Consider the following 18,283-nt stretch of genomic DNA (forward strand, 5'->3'; position numbering starts at 1 on the left):
CTACTCCGGGTCTCGGGTCAACACCGCGGCCAGTCCGGCCGCGGTGGGGGTACGGAAGAACTCGGCGATGGCCAGCTCGGTCCCGAACCGCTCGGTGATCCGGTTGCGCAGGACCACCAGCAGCATCGAATGGCCGCCGAGGGTGAACAGGTCGTCGTCGGCGCCGACGACAGCGACCTCCAGAACCTCCGCGAAGATCTCGCAGAGAGCCTTCTCCGTGGCCGTTTCGGGCGCCCGGCCGCGGGTTTCGAACTCGGGGACCGGCAACGCCGCCCGGTCCAGCTTCCCGTTGGGCGTCACGGGGAACGCGGCCAGCGGGACGATCGCCGCGGGCACCATGTACTCGGGCAGCGACCGGGCGACGAACTCCCGCAACCGCGCGGGATCCGCGGTCGCCGGGGTCGTGTAGGCGACCAGCCGCTTGTCCCGGTCCTCGCGGACGACGACCAGCGCGTGATCGACGTCGTCGTGCCGGGTCAGCGCCGTCTCGATCTCGCCCGGTTCGATCCGGAAGCCGCGAATCTTGACCTGGTCGTCGGTGCGGCCGAGGTACTCCAGCTGCCCGTCCGGCCGCCAGCGCACCAGGTCGCCGGTGCGGTACATCCGCTCCCCCGGCTCGAACGGCGAGGCGACGAACCGGTCCGCGGTGAGCGCCGAACGCCCGTGGTAGCCGCGGGCCAGCCCGGCGCCGGCCAGGTACAGCTCACCCGGCACCCCGGCCGGGACCGGCGCGAGACCGCCGTCGAGGACGTAGGCCTGCGTGTTGTGCACCGGGCGCCCGACCACCGGCCGGTCGGCGTCGCCGAAGCGGCCGACCAGAGCGTCCACTGTGGCCTCGGTGGGGCCGTAGAGGTTGTACGCCTCGGTGCCCGGCATCGACGCCAGGGTCTCCCACAGCGGCTGCGAAACGGCTTCACCGCCGACACCGACCACGCCGAGGGCGCACCGGCCGTCCGCGATCACCCCGGCCGCGGCCAGCTGCGCGAAGTGCGACGGCGTGAGTTCGAGGAAGTCGAGCCCGCGTTCGCGCACCACCGCGGCCAGCCGGTCCGGGTCGCGGCGGGTGTCGTCGTCGACGACGTGCACCTCGTGCCCGTCGAGCAGCCACAGCTGCGGCTGCCAGGACGCGTCGAAGAAGAACGCCCACGCGTGCCCGACCCGCAGCCGCCGCCCGCCCGCCGCGGCGACGGCCGGGCGGTAGAGCGTCTCGCGGTGGCTGTGGAAGAGGTTGACCAGCCCGGAATGCGGGATCACGACGCCCTTGGGCTTGCCGGTGGACCCGGACGTGTAGAGCACGTACGCCGGGTTCGCGGGCGACGGCGGGATGAGCGCCGAACCAGTGTCCACAATGTCCTCGACGAACAGCGCGCCCGGGACGACCGACGCCAGCGAGCGGCTGCTCAGCACCAGCGAAGCGCCGGAGTCGCCGAGGATCGCCGAGATCCGTTCCAGGGGCTGATCCGGGTCGACCGGCAGGTACGCCGCCCCCGTCTTGAACACGCCGAAGATCGCCTCGACGACCGCCGCCGACCGCGGCAGCACCAGCGCCACGACCTTCTCGGGACCCGCGCCCCGCGACGCGAGCCACCGGGCGAGGCGGTCGGTCCGCGCGCCGAACTCCGCGAACGTGACGCTCGAGGACGCGTCGCTCAGGGCCGTCGCGTCCGGGGTCGCCGCCACCTGGGCGGCCAGCCGGTCGACGACCGTCGGGGCGGAGAGCGTCAGCGGCGCCCCGGCACCCCAGTCGCGCAGGATCCGGTCCCGCTCGACGGAATCGAGGACGTCGATCCGGCTCAGCGGCCGGTCCGGGTCCGCGACGACCGCCGCCATCACCCGGACCAGGCGCTCGGTGAGCGTCCGGGCGGTCGGCTCGTCGAAGAGGTCGAGGCTGTATTCGAGGTCGCCGTCGATGCCGTCGGTGGTCTCGACCAGATCGAACGACAGGTCGAACTTCGCCTGCCGCAAGCCGGTGTCCCGGTAGGCCGCGTCGAGCCCGAGCAGCCGTTCCGGTTCCGAACCCGAGTGGTAGACCGCGAGCATGACCTGGAACAGCGGATGCCGGGCCAGGGACCGGGGCGGATTGAGCAGCTCGACGAGATGCTCGAACGGCAGGTCCTGGTGAGCGTACGCGGCCAGGTCGGCCTCGCGGACGCGGTCCAGCAACTCGCGGAACGTCGGGTCGCCGCCGGTGTCGGTCCGCAGGACGAGCGTGTTGACGAAGACCCCGGCGAGGTCTTCCAGCGCGTGATCCGAACGCCCGGCCACCGGCGTGCCGAGCGGGATGTCGGTGCCCGCGCCGAGCCGGGTCAGCAGGGCGGCCAGTACCGCCTGCAGGACCATGAACGTGCTGGTGTCACTGCGGTGGGCCAGCTCCCGCAGCCCTCGGTGGACGGCGGCGGGCACGGTGAACGGCACCGCGGCGCCGCGGTTGGTCGACCGCGCGGGCCGTGGCCGGTCGGCCGGGAGCGCCAGCTCGTCGGGGATCCCGGCCAGGGCATCCCGCCAGAACGCCGCCTGACGGCCGAGGAGGCTGTCCGGGTCGTCGGCGCGGCCGAACATCTCCCGCTGCCACAGCGTGTAGTCCGCGTACTGCACCGGCAACGGCGTCCACTGTGGACGCTCGCCGCGCAGCCGGGCCGCGTACGCGGTGTCGAGGTCCCGCTTCAGCGGCGGCAGCGACCAGCCGTCGCCGGCGATGTGGTGCACCAGCAGCACGAACACGTGCCGGTCCGGGCCGGCCGAGACGAGCGTCGCCCGGATCGGAAGTTCGGCGTCGAGGGTGAAGCAGTACGACGCCGCCGCGGTGACGCGCTCGTCGAGATCGGCTTCGGCAACGGTGTCGGTGACCAGCACCGGGTGAACCGAGTCGAGGACGACCTGCCGCGGGATGCCCTGCTCTTCGACCAGGAGCGTCCGGAGGACCTCGTGGCGCGCCACGACATCGCCCAACGCGGCCCGCAGCGCATCGGGGTCGACCGGGCCGATCAGCTCCCACGCCCACGGGATGTTGTAGGTCGCGGACCGCCCGTCGAGGCGGTCGAGGAACCACAGCCGCTGCTGCGCGAACGACAGCGGCAGGACGTCCGGCCGCGCGGCCGGGACCAGCGCCGGACGGCGGCCCCGCCCGGGGTCGAGGGCTTCGGCGAGCCGGGCCGGGGTCGGGGCGTCGAACACCGCCCGGATCGGCACCTCGACGCCGAGCAGCGCGCGGATCCGGCTGACCAGCCGCGTCGCCAGCAAGGAATGCCCGCCGAGGGCGAAGAACCCGTCCTCCGGACCCACCGCCGGAACGCCGAGGACGTCGGCGAACAGTTCGCACAGCGCCTGCTCGGCCGGGGTCCGCGCAAGACGCCCGGACGCGCGCACCTCCGGGTCGGGCAGGGCGGCGCGGTCGAGCTTGCCGTTGGCGTTCACCGGTAGCTCGGGTAGGACGACGATGGCCGACGGCACCAGGTACTCCGGCAGCCGTGCGGCGAGCGAGGCCCGGAGCGCCACCGGATCACCCGACGGCGCCACGTACGCGATCAGCCGGTTCTCCCGGGCGATCACGACCGCGCGCGCGACGGAGGCGTCCGCGGTCAGCACGGCTTCGACTTCACCGGGCTCCACGCGGAAACCGCGGATCTTGATCTGCTGGTCGGCGCGGCCGAGGAATTCCAGGGCCCCGTCGGCGCGGCGGCGGACGAGGTCGCCGGTGCGGTACATCCGCTCCCCCGGCTCGAACGGCGACGCGACGAACCGCTCGGCGGTGAGCGCCGGCCGGCCGAGGTAACCCCGCGCGAGCCCGGCGCCGGCCAGGTACAGCTCGCCGCGCACGCCCGGCGGCACCGGACGGAGACCGGCGTCGAGGACGTACGCGCGGGTGTTCGCGACCGGCCGTCCGATGGCCACCGGGCCGCAGACCTGGGCGAGGCTGTCGCCCGCGACCTCCGAGCAGCCGTAGAGGTTGACCAGCTTCGCCGACGGCCACCGGGCCGCGACCTTCTCGGCGAGCGCGGCGGAAAGCGGTTCGCCGCTGGTGATCCAGGTGGTCACCGAGGCGAACGCGCCGGCCGGGGCGTCCTCGGCGAAGGTGTCCAGGAGGCTCGGGACCACGGTGAGCACCTGCGCGCCGGTCTCGCGCACGAATGCGGCGAGCGCGATCGGGTCGGTGGCCGTCGCGTCGTCGGCAAGGACCACCGGGTCGCCCGCGACGAGGCCGCCGAGCAGTTCGGTCGAGCCGTCGATGAACGTCAGCGCGCTCTTCGCGACGCGCACGCCTCGAGCGACGTCCCGGCCCCAGTGCAGCCGGTTCGCCAGGGCGCGCTGGGTTCCCGCGACGGCCTTCGGGCGGCCCGTGGAGCCGGACGTGAAGATCACGTACGCCGGGTGGTCCAGGCTGATCGAGGGCCAGACCGGTTCCGGCCCGGTGTCGCCGGGCCGGACGAGCCGGTCCGCGAAGCCGTCTTCGGCGATGACCAGGTGCGGAGCCGCATCGGTCAGCATCAGCTCGATGCGTTCGGCCGGGTGGTTCAGGTCGAGGGGCAGGTAGGCGGCGCCGGTCTTGAGCACCGCCAGGAGGGCGACGACCAGGTCCACCGACCGCGGCAGCGCGACCGCCACCACCCGCTCGGGCCCCGCACCCCGGGCGAGCAACGCCCGGGCGAGCGTGGTCGCTCGCGCGTCCAGCTCGGTGCAGGTGAGCGTCTCGGAGCCGAACACCAAGGCCGGAGCGTCCGGCGTCCGCGCCACCTGGGCGGCGAACAGCTCGGCGGCCGTCTCCGCGGGCAGTGATGTCGCGGGGTCGGCGGCGAGCTGGTCGCGCTCGGCGGCGGTGAGCAGGTCGACGGCGCCGATCCTGGTGTCCGGGCCGGCGACGACCGCGGCCAGGAACGTCCGGAGCCGCTCCAGGATCGCCTCGACGCTCGCGCGGTCGAAGACGTCGCTGTTGTATTCCGCCGTGCCGCGGATCCCGGCCTGGTGGCCGGGCCGCTCGCCGACGAAGAAGGTCAGGTCGGCCCGCGCGGTGCCGGTGCGGACGGGCTCCTCCGCGGCGGTGAGGCCCGGCAGCGCGAGGTCGGCGACGGCGTTGTTCTGCCAGGCCAGCATCGTCTGGAACAGGGGGTGGTAGGCGAGCGACCGGACCGGGTTCAGGGCTTCGACCAGGCGCTCGAACGGGACGTCCTGGTGGGCGTAGGCGTCGAGGCTGCGCTCGCGGACCCGGGCCACCAGGTCACGGAACGACGGGTCGCCACCGGTGTCCACGCGTAGCACCAGGGTGTTGACGAAGAACCCGACGAGGTCGTCGAGGGCGGCGTCGGTGCGGCCGGCGATGGACGTGCCGAGCGGGATGTCGGTGCCCGCGCCGAGCCGGGTGAGCACCGCGGTGAGCCCGGCGTGCACGACCATGAACACGCTGGCGCCGCAGGCCCGGGCCAGCTCGACGAGTCCACTGTGGAGTCCGGCGTCCCAGCCGAAGGCGAACTGCTCGCCGCGGTAGGACGCTTCCGCCGGGTGCGGCCGGTCGGTGGGCAGTTCGATCCGTTCGGGCAGGGCGGCCAGGGTTTCGCGCCAGTAGGCCAGCTGCGGTGCGATCACCGGCTCGTCGAGGACGTCCCGCTGCCACAGCGTGTAGTCCGCGTACTGCACCGGCAACGGTGTCCACTGTGGAGTTTCATCGGCCTGGCGGGCGGTGTAGGCCGTCGCGAGGTCCCGCCACAGCGGCGCGGTCGACCAGCCGTCGGAGGCGATGTGGTGGAACACCAGCACCAGGACGTGCTCGCGGGCACCCAGGCGCAGCAGCTGCGCCCGCAGCGGGATCTCCGCCTCCAGCTCGAACACCGTTCCGGCTGCCTCGGAGACCGCGTCGGCGAGTGTGGCCTCGGTGACCTCGCGGAGCGGCAGCGGGATCGCGACGTCGCCGAGGACGAGCTGCCGGGCCTCGCCGTCGATCTCCGGGAAGATCGTGCGCAGGGCTTCGTGGCGTTCGACCACATCGGACAGCGCCGTGCGCAGCGCGTCGACGTCGAGGCCCCCGGTCAGCCGGACCGCCGTCGGCATGTTGTACGTCGCCGACGCGCCCTCCAGGCGGTGCAGGAACCACAGCCGCTGCTGGGCGAACGACAGCGGCAGCACGTCCGGCCGCGGGTCGGCACGGACCAGCGCGGGCCGGGCGGGCGCGGTGCCCGACGTGGCCAGCAGGGCGGCCAGCCCGGCGACCGTCGGCGCCTCGAACACCGACCGCACCTGCAGCTCGACGCCGAACACCGCGCGCAGCCGCGCGACCAGGCGGGTCGCCATCAGCGAATGCCCGCCGAGGGCGAAGAAGTCGTCGTCGACGCCGATCGACGAGGAGTCGAGGACCTCGGCGAAGAGCCCGCAGAGGACCTCTTCGACCGGCGTCCGCGGGGCCCGGCCGGCGGTGGCCGCCTGCTTGTCCGGGCTCGGCAGGGCGCGCCGGTCCAGCTTGCCGGACGCCAGCAGCGGGAGCCGGTCCAGCAGCACGAACGCCGACGGCACCATGTACTGCGGCAGCCGGTCGCGGACGTGCGCCCGCAGCGCCGTCACCAGCGCGTTTGTGTCCCGCTGCCCGGCCGGGTGGTTGCCCAGCGTCTCGAGGGCGGCGCGCACCGGACGGGCGCGGTGGATCCGCTGCGGCTCACCGGTGGTGAAGACGACTTCCAGCGCGCCCTCGTCCGCGGTGAGGGTCGCGTAGACGCGGTAACCGTGCCGCTCGCCGAGGTCGTGCAGAGTTTCGGGATCGACCCCGTCCCGTTGCTCCAAAGAGGACAGTGCCGTTTCGGCGTCGCCCGCGGCCAGCGCGGCGACGGCGGCGAGTTCACCGGACAGCCGGGCGTTCGGCACGCCGGTCACGCGCAGCCGGGCCGGGCGGGCTGCCAAGGCCTGTTCCAGCTCGTCCAGTCCGACGACCAGCTCTTCCGGAGTGCCGGGTCGTGGGGCCTTCCGCAGCACGACGTCGTAGCGATGCCGGGTCAGCTCGTTGTGCGCCGTGCCGCGCTTGACCCACAGGTCGACGTCGTCGAAGCCCTCAAGACCCAGTGCTGTGAAGAAGTCCGGATCGAGCACCAGTTCGCCCTCGCGCGCGATCGCCTGGTCGACCGCGGCGACGTCCCGGCGGCCGTGGCGCAGCTCGGTCGCCGTCCGGAACGCCCTCAGCGAGCGGAGGTTCCGGCTGTCGCCGAGGAAGAGCACGCCGCCGGGCCGGACGTGCGCCGCGGCCGTGCGGAGGACTTCGACGAGGTAGCCGACGCTCGGGAAGTACTGGGCGACCGAGTTGATGATCACCGTGTCGAAGTCCGGCAGGTCGCCGAGGTCGTGCGCGGGCCGCGCGGCCAGGTGGACCTTGCTCGCGAACGGCGTCGCCGCGAGTTCCCGCCGCAGGTTGGCGATGGCCTTCTCGGACAGATCGACGCCCCAGTACTCCTCAGCATCCGGCGCGATCCTCGACAGAATCAGCCCACTCCCGACCCCGATCTCCAGCACCCGCCCCAGACCGCCGCTTTCACGTGAAAGCGACGGTTCCCTCAGGGAACGGAGGCGGTCGATTGTTGCTGTGTGCCACTCGCGCATCTCGTCGAGCGGGATCTCGGAGCCGTCGTAGCTGGAGTTCCAGCCGGTGAAGTTCTCTTCGAGACCGCCGGACGCCGCTTCGGTGAAGACGTTCTCGTGCAGCTCCCGCCACTCGCCGACGTGGTCGAGTTCCGCTTCTTCGTCCCGCCCGGCCGACGGCACGGCGTAGGCGATGAGCCGCCCGTCCCGGGCGACGACGACGGACTGCCCGACGGCCGGGTGTTCGGCCAGCACGGACTCGATCTCGCCCAGTTCGATGCGGTAGCCGCGGATCTTGACCTGGTCGTCGGCCCGGCCCAGGAAGACCAGCCGGCCGTCCGCCAGCCACTTGACGAGGTCACCCGTGCGGTAGAGGCGTCCACCGGAACCGAACGGGTCCGCCACGAACCGCTCCGCCGTCAACGCCGGCCGCCCGAGGTAACCGCGGGCCAGGCCGGAGCCCGCGAGGTACAGCTCCCCCACCACCCCGGGCGGGACCGGCCGCAGCCCGGCGTCCAGCACGTACGCGCGGGTTCCGGGGTCGGGGATGCCGATCGGGACGACCGTGGCGTCCGCCAGCTCGGCCGGGTCGCTCTCGCCGAGCGTCGAGTTGGTGGTGGCCTCGGTCGGGCCGTAGGCGTTGAACATCCGCCGCCCCGGCGCCCAGCGGCGGATCAGCTCCGGCGACACCCGCTCGGTGCCCGCCAGCAGCACGCTGTCCCGCGGGAGGTCGCAGTCCTCCGGCAGGGCGTCGAGCAGGGCCGGCGGCAGGATCATGAAGTCGACGTCGTGGGCGTGCGCGTACTCCGTGAGCGCCGGGCCCGCGACCCGCCGTTCGGCCGGGACGACGACCAGGCGCCCGCCCGAGAGGAGGCCGAGGCAGAGGTCCCAGAAGGCGACGTCGAAGCTCGGCGACGCGAACTGCAGCACCCGGCTGTGCGGGCCGACACCGAAGCGCTCGACCTGGGTGGCGACCAGTTTCGCGACACCCGAGTGCTGGAGGACGACGCCCTTCGGCCGCCCGGACGAGCCGGACGTGTAGATCACGTACGCGGCGTTCTCCGGTTTGATCGTGACCTGCGGGTCCACTATGGACGTCGTGTCGAGCGCCGGGTCGTCCAGGAGGACACGGGGCAGGGCCGCGGGCAGCTTCGCCTCGACGTCCCGGGTCGTCACCACGCAGACCGGGGCCGCGTCCTCGGCCATGTAGGCGATCCGGTCGCCCGGGTAGTCGACGTCGATCGGCAGGTACGCGGCACCGGCCTTGAGCACCGCCAGCTCGGTGATGATCATGTCGAGGGACCGCGGCACGGCCAGCGCGACCACCCGCTCCGGCCCGGCGCCGCGGGAGAGCAGCAGGTGCGCGAGGCGATTGGCGCGGGCGTTCACCTCGGCGTAGGTGAGCTCGACGTCCTCGAACACGAGTGCCACCGCGTCGGGCGCCTCGGCGACGCGCCGGGCGAACATCCCGGGGAACGTCTCCGTGCCCGCCGGGTCGAGCGACCCGGCCCACGCGGTGAGCACACGGGCGCGCTCGTCCCCGTCGAGGAGGTCCAGCGCCCCGACCGGGCGGTCGGGCTCGGCCGAGGCCGCTCGCAGCAGGACTTCGAGGCGACGCAGGATCGCGTGCGCGCCGGCGTGGTCGAAGACGTCGGCGTTGAATTCCAGCACCCCGGCGATCCCGGTGTCGCGCTCGGTCAGCGAGATCGCCAGGTCGAACTTGGACGTCCCGGTGGTCACCGGGATCTCCGTGACGGCCAGGCCGGGCAGGGTCACCTCGGCGCGGGCGTTGTTCTGCCCGGCGATCATCACCTGGAACAGCGGGTGGTACGACAGCGACCGCGCCGGGTTGAGCACCTCGACCAGGCGCTCGAACGGCACGTCCTGGTGGGCGTACGCGTCGAGGTTGCGCTCGCGGACCCGGGCGAGGAGCTCGCGGAACGTCGGCTCACCACCGGTGTCCACGCGCAGCACCAGGGTGTTGACGAAGAAGCCGACGAGGTCGTCCAGGCCGGGGTCGGTGCGGCCGGCGATGGGCGAGCCGATCGGCACGTCGGTGCCCGCACCGAGGCGCGTGAGCAGGGCGGCGAGGGCCGCGTGCACGACCATGAACACGCTGGCACCGCTCTCGCGGGCCAGCTCGGCCAGGCCGGAGTGGAGCCCGGCGTCCCAGGTGAAGGTGTGCAGCTCGCCGCGGAAGGTCGCGGTCGCCGGGTGCGGCCGATCCAGGGGCAGCTCGATCCGGTCCGGCAGGCCGTCCAGTGCCGCCCGCCAGTAGTCCAGCTGCGCGCTCAGCACGCTGTCCGGGTCGTCTTCCCGGCCGAGCAGATCCTGGTGCCACAGCGTGTAGTCCGCGTACTGCACCGGCAGTGGAGTCCACTGTGGAGCTTCACCGGTCCGGCGGGCGGCGTAGGCCGTGGCGATGTCGCGCCACAGCGGAGCCATCGACCAGCCATCGGAGGCGATGTGGTGGAACACCAGCGCGAAGACGTGCTCGCGGGCACCCAGCCGCAGCAGCTCCGCGCGCATCGGCACGTGCCGCTCCAGGTCGAACGAACCCCGGACCAGCCCGGTCAGTGCCTCGTCGAGATCGGCGACCTCGCGCACGGGAAGCTCGGCTTCTCCGGGCGGGAGAACGTCCTGGTAGGGCACGCCGTCGTGCTGCGGGAACCGGGTGCGCAGGGCCTCGTGCCGGGCGACCACGTCGTTCAGCGCCCCGCGCAGCGCGTCGACGTCGAGGTCGCCTTCGAGCCGCATGATCAGCGGGACGTTGTAGGTCGCCGAGGGCCCTTCGAGGTGGTGCAGGAACCACAGCCGCTGCTGGGCGCCGGACAGCGGGACGAGGTCCGGCCGGCGCGTGGCGACCAACGGCGGCCGCGCGGTGCCGCGGGCGGTGGCGAGCGCCCCGGCCAGGCCCGCCGGGGTCGGCGTCTCGAAGACCGCCCGCACCTCGAGCTCGGCGTGCAGGGCGGTGCGGACGCGGGCGATCAGCCGGGTGGCCAGCAGCGAGTGGCCGCCGAGGGCGAAGAAGCTGTCGTCCGGGCCGACCCGCTGCAGGCCGAGGACGTCGGCGAACAGCTCGCACAGCTGCCGTTCGACCGGCGTGCGCGGCTCGCGGTCCGAGACCGGCGAGACCGGATCCGGGGCCGGGAGCGCGCGGCGGTCGAGCTTGCCGTTCGCCGTCACCGGGAGCGCGTCGAGCACGACGATCGCCGACGGCACCATGTGCTCCGGCAGCCGTTCGGCGGCGAAGGTGCGCAGGTCCGCGGGCAAGGCGGTGCTCCGCCGTGAGCGCCGCGGATTGCCGGTGTAGGCCAGGATCTCCTCCGGGCCGGGCCGGAACGCGCCGGCCGGGTCGGCACTGGTGAACAGGACGTCGACCGAGCCGTCGGCGGCCGCGGACCAGGTGACGACCGCACCCAGTGCGTACCAGTCCTCGGGGTCGACGCCTTCGGTGATCCGCCCGTTCGGGACGCCCTCGACGCGCAGGCCGTCGCGGAGCCGCGCGACCACCTCGTCCACAGAGGACACATCGGTGCCCCAAGTCAGCGTTTCGGCCGGGACCGGCTCGGCGGTACCCGGGCGCAGGACGACGTCGTAGCGGTACTGGGTGAGTTCGTTGACCGCCCGGCCGCGCTTCACCCGGATGTCCGCGGCAACGCCGTCGAGTCCCGCGAAGAACTCCGGCGCGACGAGCAGTTCCTTCTCCCGCAGCAGGCGCTGTTCGACGTCGCCGCCCCGCGCCTGGGCCACGGCGGTGTGGAACGCCCGGACCTGGCGCAGGTCCCGGACGTCCCCGACGAAGAGCGACCCGCCCGGCGCCAGCAGCGCCAGGGCCTTCCGCACGACGTCGAGGAGGTAGGTCCCGCTCGGGAAGTACTGGACGACGGAGTTGAGCACGATGGTGTCGAAGAACCCGACCGGCAGGCCGGTGAGGTCGGCGGCGTCGCCGGTGCGCAGTTCGACGCGCCCGGCGAGCGCGGGATCGGCCGCGACCCGCTCGCCCAGCGAAGCGATCACCTCGGCGGAGAAGTCCGTGCCCCAGTACGCCTCGCAGTGCGGGGCCAGCTCGGTCAGCAGCAGGCCGCTGCCGACGCCGATCTCCAGCACGCGTCGCGGTGCCAGGTCGCGGATCCGGGTGACGATGGCGTCGCGCCACTCGCGCATTTCCTCGCGCGGGAGCGGCTCGCCGGTGTAGCTGGAGTTCCAGCCCGCGAACTCGTCGCGGTCGCCCGAGTACATGGAGTCGTACAGTTCCCGCCACTCGCCGACCTGCTCGGTCTCCTCCTCGGCGGAACCGGAGGTGTCGGCCGGGACGACGTAGCCGACCAGGCGGACGTCGCCGGGCCGGTCTTCGCGGGCGACGACGACGGCGTGGGCGACGTCGTCGTGCGCGGACAGGGTCGCGGCGATCTCGCCGGGCTCGACGCGGAACCCGCGGATCTTGACCTGCTCGTCGCCGCGGCCGAGGAACTCGAGGACGCCGTCGGGGCGGAAGCGGGCGAGGTCGCCGGTGCGGTACATCCGGGCGCCGGGGGCGCCGAACGGGTCGGCGACGAACCGCTCCGCGGTGAGCCCGGCCCGGCCGAGGTAGCCGCGGGCGAGCTGGACGCCGGCCAGGTACAGCTCCCCGGGCGTGCCCGGCGGCACCGGGCGCAGGGCGGCGTCGAGGACGTAGGTGCGGGTGTTCCACACCGGACGTCCGATCGGGACAGAAGTGTCCTGAGTGGACGTGCGCCAGGAGGTGACGTCGACCGAGGCTTCGGTCGGGCCGTAGAGGTTGTGCAGCTCGGCGTCCAGCACCTGGCCGAACTGCGCGACGGCGTCCTTCGGCAGGGCCTCGCCACTGCACAGCACCCGGCGCAGGCTCACGCACTCCCCCGCCGCCGGCTCCTGGAGGAAGACCTGGAGCATCGACGGGACGAAGTGGACGGTCGTGACGCCGCGGTCGCGGATCAGCCGGGCCAGGTAGGCCGGGTCCTTGTGGCCGTCCGGCCGGGCGAGCACCTCGGTGGCGCCGGTGAGCAGCGGCCAGAGGAACTCCCACACCGATACGTCGAAGCTCGACGGCGTCTTCTGCAGCACGCGGTCATCGGCGGTGAGGCCGTACTCGTCCTGCATCCAGAGCAGCCGGTTGACGATCCCGGCGTGCGGGACGACGACACCCTTGGGACGGCCCGTCGACCCGGACGTGTAGATGACGTACGCCGGATTCTCCGGCCGGAGCACCACGTCCAGGGGCTCGTCCGGAACTCCGGCCAGGGTGTCCGGGTCGTCCAGGAGCAACGCGCCCGGGACGGCGGTCTCCGCGACGGCCAGCACCAGCGCCGGAGCGGCGTCGTCGAGCATGAACGCGATGCGGCCGGCCGGGTAGCCGGGGTCGAGCGGCAGGTAGGCCGCGCCCGTCTTGAGCACGGCGAGGATCGCCGTGACCAGGTGCGTCGAGCGGGGCAGCGCCAATGCGACGACGCGCTCGGGCCCGGCGCCGCGCGCGGCGAGCACGCGGGCAAGACGGTTCGAGACGGCGTCGAGCTCGGCGTAAGTGAGTTCTTCGTCCTCGAAGACGAGCGCGGGGTGGCCGGGGGTCCGCGCGACCTGGGCGGCGAACAACTCGGGCACGGTGACCGCGGGGACGTCCTCGACGGCACCCGACCAGGCCTGTCCGAGGCCTTCGCGCTCGGCCGGGGTGAGCACGTCCAGGGAGCCGAGGCGGCGGTCCGGGGCGGCGGCGACCTGCCGGAGCAGGGTTTCCAGGCGGTCGAGGAGACCGGTCACGGTGGCCCGGTCGAACACCTCGGCGTTGAACTCGGCCTGGCCGTGCAGGCCGTCGGCGCGCTCGGTGAAGGAGAACCAGAGGTCGAACTTGGCCGTGCCGGTGCCGACCGGCTGCTCGGTGACCGTCAGGCCGGGCAGCCCGACGCCGGTGCCGGGGGTGTTCTGCCAGGCCAGCATGGTCTGGAACAGCGGGTGGTGCGCCGGCGACCGGGCCGGGTTGAGCGCCTCGACCAGGCGCTCGAACGGCACGTCCTGGTGGGCGTAGGCGTCGAGGCTGCGCTCGCGCACCCGGGCCACGAGGTCGCGGAACGACGGGTCACCACCGGTGTCCACGCGCAGCACCAGGGTGTTGACGAAGAACCCGACGAGGTCGTCGAGGGCCGGGTCGGTGCGGCCGGCGATCGGGGTGCCGATCGGGATGTCGGCGCCCGCGCCGAGGCGGGACAGCAGCGCGGTCAGGCCCGCGTGCATGACCATGAACGGGCTGGCCCCGCAGGCGCGGGCGAGGCCGGCGAGCGCGTCCTGGAGCCCGGCGTCCCAGGTGAAGGTGAAGAACCCGCCGCGGTAGGCCGAGACCGGCGGGTGCGGCCGGTCGAGCGGGAGCGCGATGCGATCGGGCAGGCCGGCCAGGGCTTCCCGCCAGTAGCCGAGCTGGGCCGCCTCTTCGGTGGCCAGGAGATCGCGTTGCCACAGCGTGTAGTCCGCGTACTGCACCGGCAGCGGTGTCCACAGTGGATCCTCGCCGCGCAGGCGGGCGCGGTAGGCCGTGGCGATGTCCTGCCACAACGGCGACAGCGACCAGCCGTCGGCGGCGATGTGGTGCAGGACCAGGACCAGCACGTGGCGCCGCGGGCCGGCGGTGAGCAGTTCCGCGCGCACCGGCACCCCGGCCCCGAGGTCGAACACACCCCGCACGAGCGTGTCCACCTCGGCGTCCACATCGGACACTTCGCGGACGGCGAGCGCCACCGTCCCGTCGGGCCGGATCTGCTGGTACGGGACGCCGTCGGCGACCGGGAAGACCGTCCGCAGCGCCTCGTGCCGGGCCACGACGTCGTTGAGCGCCGAGCGCAGCGCGTCGACGTCCAGCTCGCCGGCCAGGCGCATGACGAGCGGGACGTTGTAGGTCGCCGAGCCGCCTTCCAGCCCGTACAGGAACCACAGCCGCTGCTGCGCGAACGACAGCGGCAGCCGCTCCGGCCGGTCGGTGACGCGCACGAGCGGGCGCCGCTCGGTCTCGGCGACGGCACCGGCGAGGAGCTGCGCGAGCGCGGCCGGCGTCGGGGTGTCGAAGACCGCCCGCACCGGCACTTCGGCGCCGACGGCCGCGCGGAGCCGCTGGACCAGCCGGGTGGCGAGCAGCGAGTGGCCGCCGAGCGCGAAGAAGTCGTCGTCCGGCCCGGCCTGCGGCACGCCGAGGACGTCGGCGAACATCTCGCACAGCAGCTGCTCGACCGGGTTGCGCGGCGCACGGCCGGGTCCCGCGGTGAACCGCTCCGGGCTCGGCAGAGCCTTGCGGTCGAGCTTGCCGGAGGCGAGCACCGGCAGCTTGTCGAGCACGACGAACGCCGAAGGCACCATGTACAGCGGCAGCCGGTCCCGCACGTGCGCGCGCAGCGACGCCAGGAGAGCCCCGGTTTCCCGCCGGGCCGCGGGGTTGTTGGCGTAGGACCCCGGCGCCCCGGTCTGCCGCACCGGCCGATAGGCAGGACCCAAGCGCCCCAATGTGGCCTTCGGTGCGTCTGACGCACCCAAGGCGGCCTTCGGTGCGTCAGACGCAACCAAGGCCACATTGGGGCGCATGAAGACCGCCTCCAGCTCGCCGCCGTCGGCCGCCAAGGTGACCGCCACGCGGTAGCCGGCGCGCTCACCGAGCGCGTACAGGGCCTCCGGGTCGACGCCGTCGCGACGGCGGAGGGCGGTCAGTGCGGCCGAGGCGTCGCCGGTGTCCAGCGCGCGGACCGCGGCCAGCTCGCCGGCCAGCCGCGCGTCCGGGATCGCAGTGACGCGCAGCCGTTCCGGCGTCTCGGCGGACAGGAACCGTTCCACCGCACCGAGGTCGCCGAACGCGACGACCTGCTCTTCGGCCGACGCCGGCCGCGGCGCCTTCCGCAGCACGACGTCGTAGCGGTGCCGGGTCAGCTCGTTGTGCGTGGTGCCGCGCTTGATCCACAGGTCGACGTCGCCGAAGCCGTCGAGGCCACGGGCCAGCGCCGGGAAGAAGTCCGGGTCGAGGACCAGCTCGCCCTCGCGAGCGATCGCCTGGTCCACCGCGGCGACGTCGGTGCGGCCGCGGTGCAGTTCGACGGCGGTCCGGAACGCCCGCAGGGAACGGAGGTTGCGGATGTCGCCGAGGAAGATCGTCCCGCCCGGTTTCAGCAGGTCCGCGGCGGTCTTGACGACCTCGGCGAGGTAGTCCGCGCTCGGGAAGTACTGGGCGACCGAGTTGATGATCACCGTGTCGAACTCCGGCAGTTCGCCCAGGTCGTGGGCGGGCCGCGCGGCCAGGTGGACCTTGCTCGCGAACGGCGTCGCCGCGACCTCGCGCCGGACGTTCTCGATGGCGCTCTCGGAAAGGTCGACGCCCCAGTACTCCTCCGCGTCCGGCGCGACCCGCGACAGAATCAGCCCACTACCCACCCCAATCTCCAGCACCCGCCCCAGACCGCCGCTTTCACGTGAAAGCGACGGTTCCCTCAGGGAACGGAGGCGGTCGATTGTGGCCGTGTGCCACTCGCGCATCTCGTCGAGCGGGATCTCCGAGCCGTCGTAGCTGGAGTTCCAGCCCGCGAAGTTCTCCTCGATGCCGTGGGAACCGGCGAGCATCTCCTCGTGGACGTCGTGCCATTCGTCGACGTGGCCCTGTTCGGCCGCCTGGTCGCGGTCGGGTACCGGCACGGCGTAGGCGATCAGCTGCCCGTCGTGGGCGACGACGACCGACTGCCCGACGCGCGGGTGTTCGGCCAGCACGGACTCGATCTCGCCCAGCTCGATCCGGTAACCGCGGATCTTGACCTGGTCGTCGGCCCTTCCCAGGAACACCAGCCGCCCGTCCGGCAGCCACTTCACCAGGTCACCGGTCCGGTACAGCCGGCCGCCGGAACCGAACGGGTCCGCCACGAACCGCTCCGCCGTCAGCCCCGGCCGCCCGAGATAGCCGCGCGCCAGGCCGGAGCCCGCGAGGTACAGCTCCCCCACCACCCCGGGCGGGACCGGCCGCAGCCCGGCGTCCAGCACGTACGCGCGGGTTCCGGGGTCCGGCACGCCGATCGGCACGGCCGAGCCCGGTGCGATCTCCGGGTCGCAAAGCCCGAGTGTCGAGTTGGTCGTGGCCTCGGTGGGGCCGTAGGCGTTGAACATCCGCCGGCCGGACGCCCAGCGGCGCACCAGTTCCGGCGACACCCGCTCGGTCCCCGCGAGCAGCACGCTGTCCCGGGGCAGGTCGCAGTCCTCGGGGAACTCGGCGAGCAGGGCGGGCGGCAGGATCATGAAGTCGACGCCGTGGGCGTGCGCGTACTCGGCCAGTTCGGGGCCGGGCACCCGGCGCTCGGCCGGGACGATCACCAGACGGCCGCCCGAGAGCAGGCCCAGGCACAGGTCCCAGAACGCGACGTCGAAACTCGGCGACGCGAACTGCAGCACCCGGCTGTGCGGGCCGACGCCGAACCGCTCGGACTGCGTCGCGACGAGCTTCGCGACACCCGCGTGCGAAACCACGACCCCTTTGGGCCGCCCGGTGGACCCGGAGGTGTAGATGACGTAGGCGGCGTTGGCCGGGACGATCTCCACGCCCGGGTCCGGCGCCGGGTCCCACGAGATTTCGTCCAGCAGCAGAACGTCGCCGTCGAAGCGGTCGGCCAGCTCGCTCGTGGTCACCACGCAGACCGGGCGCGCGTCGGCGACCATGAATGCGATGCGCTCGGCCGGGTAGTCCTGGTCCAGCGGCAGGTATGCGGCACCGGCCTTCAGGACGGCCAGCTCGGCGACGATCATCTCGATCGAGCGGGGCACGGCGAGCGCGACCACGCGTTCCGGCCCGGCACCGCGGCCGATCAGCACGTGGGCGAGCCGGTTGGCGCGCGCGTCCAGCTCGGCGTAGGTCAGCTCCTCGTCTTCGAAGACGAGCGCGACGGCGTCCGGGTTCTCGCGGACGCGGGCCGCGAACAGCTCCGGGAACGTGGCCGGCGGGGTGGCGAGCTCCGTGTCGTTCCAGCCGTCCAGGATCTCGTGCAGCTCCGGCGGGGTCATCAGGGCGAGCCGGTCGACCGGCCACTGTGGACGCTCGGCCGCCTCGGCGAGGAGGCTTCCGAGGTGGTCGAGCATCCGATCCACAGTGGACTCGTCGAGCACGTCGGCGCGGTAGTGCAGCCCGTCGGCGGTCAGGTTCAGGTCCAGCGGAAGGTCGGTTTCGGCACCGAAGCCGACGTTGACGAGCAGTGCTCCCCCGCGACCGGGCTCGGGGTCCAGGTCGGCGACCAGGTCGCCGAACGGCACCTCGTGCGCCAGTGCTTCCTCGCGCGCCTCGCGCACCCTGGCCACGACGTCGGCGAACCCGGGCGAGCCGCCCAGGTGCACCCGCAGCGGCACCAGCGAGCCGATCCCCAGTTGGACGTCGACGGTTCCCGCATAGCGGGACAACAGCACCGTGAACGCCGCCAGCAGGGTCAGCTCGTCGGCCTCGGGCACCGGCCGGCCGAGCACCACCGGGGCGGCGGGCTCCGCCGGGTACGGCCGGTCGACCGGCAGCGGCAGCTCCTTCGGCACCGAAGCGAGGCGGTCGCGCCAGAACCCGAGCCTCGACACCTGCTGCTGCACAGCGTCACCGTTGCTCACCGGTAGACCAGCCTCCCGCTGCTCACAGCGCCCCGATCGAGGCGCAAACTTAGGTGACCCTAACAAACAGATGGTGAGGATGCACTCCTGTACCATCGGTTAGCCTTACCTAAAATGAGTACCAGTC

Annotated in this window: 1 protein-coding gene; it reads right to left on the minus strand. The window is 73.2% G+C overall.

Annotation, left to right across the window (positions count from 1 at the left end; genetic code table 11):
* Positions 1 to 18,156: an amino acid adenylation domain-containing protein gene (locus tag ACLJQF_RS36530; RefSeq protein WP_410614837.1), complete on the minus strand. Its 18,156-nt coding sequence runs from the start codon at positions 18,154 to 18,156 to the stop codon at positions 1 to 3.
* Positions 18,157 to 18,283: the final 127 nt, after the last annotated feature.

This window comes from Amycolatopsis sp. lyj-109 (assembly GCF_046548995.1).
GTDB lineage: Bacteria > Actinomycetota > Actinomycetes > Mycobacteriales > Pseudonocardiaceae > Amycolatopsis.